At 63.4% G+C, this 6,366-nt stretch carries 6 protein-coding genes; all 6 read right to left on the bottom strand.

All coding sequences use genetic code 11. The annotated features are described in order from the left end of the window. Positions 1–96 precede the first annotated feature (96 nt). Positions 97–741: a rhomboid family intramembrane serine protease gene (locus tag ACVOK8_RS09525; protein WP_481566585.1), complete on the bottom strand. Its 645-nt coding sequence runs from the start codon at positions 739–741 to the stop codon at positions 97–99. A 41-nt stretch (positions 742–782) separates the two neighbouring features. Continuing rightward, positions 783–1,127 carry an MGMT family protein gene (locus ACVOK8_RS09530; protein WP_481566586.1) on the bottom strand — a complete coding sequence of 115 codons (345 nt, stop codon included), beginning with the start codon at positions 1,125–1,127 and terminating at the stop codon, positions 783–785. Then, positions 1,124–2,047: a DMT family transporter gene (locus tag ACVOK8_RS09535; RefSeq protein ID WP_481566593.1), complete on the bottom strand. Its 924-nt coding sequence runs from the start codon at positions 2,045–2,047 to the stop codon at positions 1,124–1,126. The genes ACVOK8_RS09530 and ACVOK8_RS09535 overlap by 4 nt, the downstream gene beginning before the upstream one ends. Positions 2,048–2,410: 363 nt before the next feature. Further along, positions 2,411–3,763 (bottom strand): glutathione-disulfide reductase, encoded by a 1,353-nt coding sequence (gene gorA / locus ACVOK8_RS09540; protein ID WP_481566587.1) that lies wholly within the window; start codon positions 3,761–3,763, stop codon positions 2,411–2,413. Next, a complete protein-coding gene (locus ACVOK8_RS09545) occupies positions 3,760–5,010 on the bottom strand; it encodes an NAD(P)/FAD-dependent oxidoreductase (RefSeq protein ID WP_481566588.1) in 1,251 nt (416 codons plus the stop codon). The genes gorA and ACVOK8_RS09545 overlap by 4 nt, the downstream gene beginning before the upstream one ends. A gap of 26 nt (positions 5,011–5,036) precedes the next feature. Continuing rightward, positions 5,037–6,242: a DUF418 domain-containing protein gene (locus tag ACVOK8_RS09550; protein WP_481566589.1), complete on the bottom strand. Its 1,206-nt coding sequence runs from the start codon at positions 6,240–6,242 to the stop codon at positions 5,037–5,039. Positions 6,243–6,366 lie beyond the last annotated feature (124 nt).

Raw genomic sequence — 6,366 nt, forward strand, 5'->3', positions numbered from 1 at the left:
GAGCCCCTCTCCCGCTTGCGGGAGAGGGGTTGGGGTGAGGGCTGCCTTGCGCGGGCAAAGCCCCTGCCGAGCATGGCTCGGCACTACAGTTGCTTGCTATTTGACGCGGCGCAGATGCGGGCCACGCTTGTTGAACGGTGGCTGCCCACGCCAGTAGCGGATCAGCAACCAGCCAAACAGCATGCCGCCCAAGTGGGCGAAATGGGCCACGCCTGGCTGCCAACCGGTGAAGCCCAGCAGCAGCTCAATCGCACCGAACACGATCACGAAAGTACGTGCCTTCATCGGGATCGGCGGGAACAACAGCACCACCCGCTGGTTCGGGAACAACATACCGTAGGCCAGCAGCAGGCCGAACACACCGCCAGAGGCGCCCAGCACCGGGTTGTACTCACCTGCAAAGGCAGCCACCAGCAGCTGGCAGAGGCCGGCACCGACCACACAGACCATGTAATAGGTCAGGAAGCGCTTCTCGCCCCAGGTCGCCTCCAACGGCGCACCAAACATGAAAAGCGCCAGCATGTTGAAGAACAGATGGCCGAAGCTGCCATGCAGGAAGCCGTAGCTCAGCAGCTGCCACGGCTCAAAACCAGGCGAATCAGCAAACACCTGTTGCGAGCCCAAGGGCCACAGCATCAGCTGGGTAAAGATGCCCGCCGTCTGCGGAAGCTGCTGCAGCAGGAACAGGACGATGTTGGCGATCAGCAACGTCTGGGTGATCTTGGGTAGGCGCGGGAACATGGTGGCATCCGGGGAAACTGGCTACATCATAGCCGCAGCGGCTAGCCCGGGCCCCAGATCGCCTCGTCCAGGCTGCGCGGCGGTTTGGGCCGCTTCACCCTGCCGTTCTCCACCGCCACACCCTCGGCCCGCAGCCGTTGGCTCTGCTCGCGCCAACCGCGCGAGCCCTCGGGCATGGCGATACGGCCGTCCGAGCGCAGCACTCTATGCCACGGCAGCTCCGGGTCGTCGTTGTTGCCCAGCAGGCGCGCCACCAGCCTTGCCCTTCCGGGCAACCCGGCCTTGGCCGCCACTTCACCGTAGCCCAGCACCTGTCCGCGCGGGATGGCGCGAATAGCCTCAAGGATGCGCGCGTGGCCGGCGGCGGCACTGGCCTCAGGGCTCACCGCTTCTTCGCCACGCCGCTGCCCACCAGCAGCACGCCCAGCAGTACCAGCACCGTCCCGGCGCTTTGCCAAATGCCCATCGGTTCGTCGAGCAGCCATACGCTGAGCACAATCGTGGAAACCGGGCCCAGCATACTCACCTGCGCGGCCAGCGAGGAGCCAATCCGCTTGACCCCGATCATGATCGCCAGCACCGGCAGGACGGTACAGACCGTGCCGTTGAGCAGTGACAGCCAGTACACCGGCGGCGCGTACTCCCACAGCGCTGCCCAGGGCTGGAACAGCAGGTATTGGCCGATGCAAAGCACGCAGGCCACCATGCTGGCGTAGGCAGTCAGGCGCACCGCGCCAATCCGCGCCACCGCCTGACCACTGCCGAACAGATACACCGCATAACTCAGCGCACTGGCGAACACCAGGGCCGAGCCGATCAAGGTGCGTCGCCCTTCGAGCTGGATGTCATGACCGAAGGCCAGCAGTACGCCCAGATAACTGACCAGCAAGGCCGCTACCTGGATGCGGGTTGGCCGCTGCTTGAGCACCACCAGCGCGATCAGCACCACCAACGTGGGGCTGAGATACAGGATCAATCGCTCCAGCGTAGCGCTGATGTACTGCAGACCGAGGAAGTCCAGATAGCTCGACAGGTAGTAGCCACTGAAACCGAGCAGCAACACCCGCCAACGATCACCGACCGACAGCGGCTGCGCGCGCCGTGCCGCCCACATGCCCATGGCGATGAAGAACGGAAACGCGATCATCATCCGCAGCGCAAGCAAGGCGGTGGCATCGGCGCCATGCCGGTAGGCGAGCTTGACGATCACCGCCTTGCCGGAGGCGGCGATCGCACCGGTGGCGGCCAGCAGCAGGCCGCTGATCAACAGCCGGCGCGAGCTGGTGGGTAGTGTTGGCGCAGCCACTACGGCCTGGCGCTGGCTTGGAGCAGTCACGGTGTTACGGCATCCGGGGGAGCTGGCTTTCTATTATGGGTGCTGCGGGATTTGGGCGTGGCTGCTGGGTAGGACCAGGGTTTTCACCGGAGAACAAGCAAGATCAACCGCACCCCTCCCCAACCCGCCCGGCCCGAAGGCCTGGCCTTCGGTCGTTCATCAGGCCGCGCGCCAGTGGCGCGCAAGCAGACCTTCTTCCCCCCTTGCTTACGGCAAAGGGAGGGAGCAAACGCATTGCCCGCAACTGCAGGACCAGCCTCCTCCCTTGCGCGCAGCGCAGGGGAGGATTGAGGAGGGGTGCCTTTGCGCTGTCGCTGTTGCTGCCCACCAACCTCAACGCATCAAAACAACTTCCTCAGCCGAAGTCGGATGGATCGCCACCGTCTCCTCCATCTGCCTGCGCGTCACTCCGGCCTTCACCGCCACCGCAAACCCCTGCAGTATCTCGTCGGCCCCCTCGCCCAGCAGATGGATGCCAACCACCTTCTCGTCTTCACCGGCACAGACCATCTTGAACAAACTGCGCACTTCACCCTGCCCCAGCGCCTGCAGCATCGGCCGGAACCGACTGTAATACGTACTCACCTTGCCAAAACGCTTACAGGCCTCTTCCTCGCTCAGGCCGACACTGCCCAGCGGCGGATGCGCGAACACAACACTGGGAACGTTCTCGTAATCGAGCCTGGCCTCAGGTTGCCCGCCCAACACGCGATCCATCAGCCTGCGTGCGGCAGCAATCGCAACCGGAGTCAGGGTCACCCGGCCGGTAACGTCGCCAACCGCATAGATGCCCGGCACCGAAGTGTTCTGGTAATCATCAACTTCGATCTGGCCCTTCTCGCCCAGCCTCACGCCAGCCTGCTCCAAGCCAAGCCCCTTTGTGTTCGGGCCACGCCCGGTGGCGAAAAGCACCGTATCGAACACCGCCTGTTCCGGACCGTTGTGCAGCTGCGCGCGGATCTGTTGCTGCTGCCGCTGCAGCGCTTCTACCTTGCAGCCGAAGTGCAGCTCCACGCCCTGCAGGCGCAGGTTCTCCGCCAGCTGGTCTGATACTTCCGCGTCAAATTTATCCAGCAAGCGCTGCCCACGTACCAGCAAGGCAACCTCGCTACCCAATGCACGTAGTACCCCGGCAAGTTCCACCGCGATATAGCCACCGCCTACCAGGGCAACGCGATCCGGCCGTGCCTGCAGCGCAAAGAAATCATCCGACACACCACCCAACTCTGCCCCCGGCAACTCCGGCTTGAGCGGATGCGCGCCGGTAGCGATGACGATGTGCTCGGCGCGGAACTGCGTGCCGTCTTCGCACTGAACCGTGTGCGCATCGATCAGATGCCCACGATTGCTGACCCGCACCACGCCGGTTTCATCCAACCGCTTCTGATAGCTGGCGTGAATATTGGCGATGTACTGTTGACGCCGATCCAACAGCGTCGACCATGCCAACGCCGGTTCTGCCGGCACATCAAACCCGACACGTCGCGCCAATGCGATCCGCTCAGCCAGGTCCGCGGCCAGCCACATCGCCTTCTTCGGCACGCACCCCACGTTCACGCAGGTACCACCCAGCGGCGCAGGCTCCAGCATCGCCACCTTGGCGCCGTAGGATGCTGCGCGGAACGTGGCAGCCAAACCGCCCGAACCGCCACCCAACACCACCACGTCGTAGTTGCGCGCGCTCATTGGAAGCGCTCCACGCTATACGGCGCAGGATCAATTGCAGGCGCTCGCCCGGTTATCAAATCAGCCATCAGTTGTCCGCTCCCACTGCTCATACTGATGCCGAGCATGCCATGACCCGCTGCTAGCCAGACGTGAGCATGCACGGGGGAGCGCCCCAGTATCGGCATGTCATCCCAGGTCATCGGCCGCCAGCCATACCAGCGCTCATATATGACCTCGCCGATTGGCTGGCGCAGATACTGCCGCGCCGCCTGCTCCAGTGCCTGCAGACGGGTTTCATTCAAACGCCGGTCCTGTCCGGAAAACTCCATCGTGCCGCCCATACGCATCTGTTCAGCCCAGGCAATGACAAATACCGAACGATCCTTCAGCACCACCGGCCGGCTCGGCACCTGCATCGGACAGCTGCCAGTGATGGAGTAGCCCTTGCCTGCCTGGATCGGGACGCGCAGCCCAAGCCTGGCGGCAAGCCGCGGTGACCACGCACCGGTCGCCAGCACCAGTTCACAGCTATCACGGGCACCTCGATTGGTCTGCACGCGCACGCCCTGTTCGCTCGGCTCGAATGACTGCACCGCGCAGTGCTCTTCGATCAGCACGCCGCGCGCACGCAGCACTCGTCCCAGTTCGGCGATGTAACGGTCTGGGCGCAGACTGGCATCGCCCGGAAAACGGATCGCGCCGACCACGCCATCGTTGAAGGCGGGCTCAGCACGAACATAATCGCTGCCATCGATTATTTCGGTGACGATGCCAAGCTCTGCCAAAACGCTGCGTTCGCCCGCATGGGCGTCGAAATTGCGCTGCTGGCGAAACACATAGTCCAAGCCCTTCTGGGCGAACTCGCAATCCAACTGATAGCGCTGCACCCAGTCAGCCAGACGCTGCCGGGAGTCGTTCAACAATACGGCACGCCCTTGCGCGCTGTGCAGCCAGTCCTGTCGATTGCAGCGCGCCGCGAATTTCAACAGCCAGCGCCAAAGAGCAGGATCAAAACGCGGCGGGATGTACAGCGGCGCCTGCGGCGACAACATCCAGCGCAATGCGCGCATCGGCACACCCGGTGCCGCCAGCGGTGGCGCATGACTTGGAGTGATGGTGCCGCAGTTACCGTGCGAGGTCGCACCGCCCAGTGTGCCAGTGTCAATCACGCGCACCTGCCGTCCCGCTTCGGAAAGTGCCAACGCGGTGGCCAGACCGGTGGCACCGGCGCCAACAACAAGAACATCGTCTTTGGGAGAGTTCACCCAGCTATTTTATTGCCACCAATACATCAGCGCCGCAGTGGTGGCATTTGCAAGTAAGTGAACGCCCGCCACAACCACTCCACCGGCCCGTACTGGAAACGCCGCAACCATAGCTGGCTGAGCAGTACCTGCACAGCGAACAGGACCACGGCAAACAGCAGCTGCGACCCACGCCCCATCTGTTCGAACCAACCCAGACCATAGCCGTAGAAGACCAGGGTACAGACCAAGGACTGCCCCAGGTAATTGCTCAAGGCCATGCGCCCCGCCGGTGCCAGCCATTGCAGATGACGACTCCAGCGCACGCCCCAAGCCAGATAGCCCAGACACATCAGCAAACCTGCGACTGCAGTCAGCGCGTAGGCGCCTGCGCTGCGCATGGTGAACTGCCCTGGGGCGTTGTATGGCAGCACCCACACGCTCAGCAACATCACCGCAAGACCGATCGGCAGCAGCAACCAGCGCAAAACGGCCCACAAACGCGGATAGCGGCCTGGCTCGGCAATGGCACCACTGCGCGCGAACCATGCGCCGATCAGGAACATGCCCAGCACCTGGGGGCCAACGAGCAACAGCGCACCCAGCGAAGCACCCACGTCCTGCAGGCGCTGCGCGACTGCCTGCAGATAGCTGCCCTGCCCGTAAGCCTGACGCTGCGCCTCGATTGCGGCCTTTGCTGCTTCCGCCTGTGCAGTGGCGGCGTCGGCCGGGGCAAATTGCATCAAGGCACCCAGCAGCAACATCAGTACAGCGGCGCCCAGATAAGCCACTGTTCCCAATGCCGGCAACCAACTGCGCGGCGCCTCGCGGAATGCCAACAACACAAACGACAACAGCGCGTAGGCGACCAGAATGTCACCGGACCATAGCAACAGCCCATGCAGCACGCCGATGATCAGCAAGCCAAGGCTGCGACGCAGATAGAAGCGGGTGAAGTCGCGTCCTGCAGTGACCGCCCGCTGCGCCATTACCGCGAAGCCGGCACCGAACAGCAGCGAGAACAGAGTGAAGAACTTGCCCTGCACGAAGATGTAGACGAAGGCATCGGCCCAGTAGTCCCAGCCCTGCCAGTGCGGATCGATGCCGGTGAACGACAGATCCAACGGGCCACTGAAGGCCTCCATGTTCATCAGCAGGATGCCGAACAGGGCAAAGCCGCGCAGCACATCCAAGCTGGCAATGCGCTCATTCACTGCCACAGGCTGGAAAGCAGAAGTAGACAACGACGACATCCTTCAGCAACAGGTGCGCGATTAGAGCACGCCGGAACAATGTAGTGGGGCGGCCCCCCCACGCCCGGCCGACACGCCAACAACAAACACACCCCACGGAGCGCAGCCCAGAGGGACACAAACC

The organism is Stenotrophomonas sp. STEN083 (genome assembly GCF_056759195.1).